Raw genomic sequence first — 383 nt, forward strand, 5'->3', positions numbered from 1 at the left:
ATAGCAACAGATATGGTTGAAACAACAAAAGTAATCCCAGTTTTGAATAAATATTTAGTATATAAAAACTTATGTTTTCTTCTTTTTATCTTTACTTTTAAGCCCCCATTAAAATAACACATCCTGATAATGTATGGAATAAGCCCACTACATATTATAGGAATACATAAAAATTCCGGACTCAATGCAAAGACAGCGACACCCCATCGTAGTATTAAAGAGATAATCAAGCCAAAAGCATTTATAATTGTATTCTTTTTGGACTGTAACGTTGCATCATAGTAAATGCTGTAGACATCTAATGCAGAGAACAGACAAGCAAGAAAACAAGCGACTAGATAAATCAAGCCATCACTGTCACCTTTATAATAGGTGAATAAAAG

The 383-nt window shown here is 31.9% G+C and carries 1 pseudogene; it reads right to left on the reverse strand.

Annotated features, from left to right (window positions below):
- Positions 1 to 383: pseudogene (locus FJV41_RS53385) on the reverse strand (hypothetical protein); the annotation flags it as partial.

Origin of the sequence: Myxococcus llanfairpwllgwyngyllgogerychwyrndrobwllllantysiliogogogochensis, from assembly GCF_006636215.1 — a bacterium.
GTDB classification, from domain to species: Bacteria; Myxococcota; Myxococcia; order Myxococcales; family Myxococcaceae; genus Myxococcus; species Myxococcus llanfairpwllgwyngyllgogerychwyrndrobwllllantysiliogogogochensis.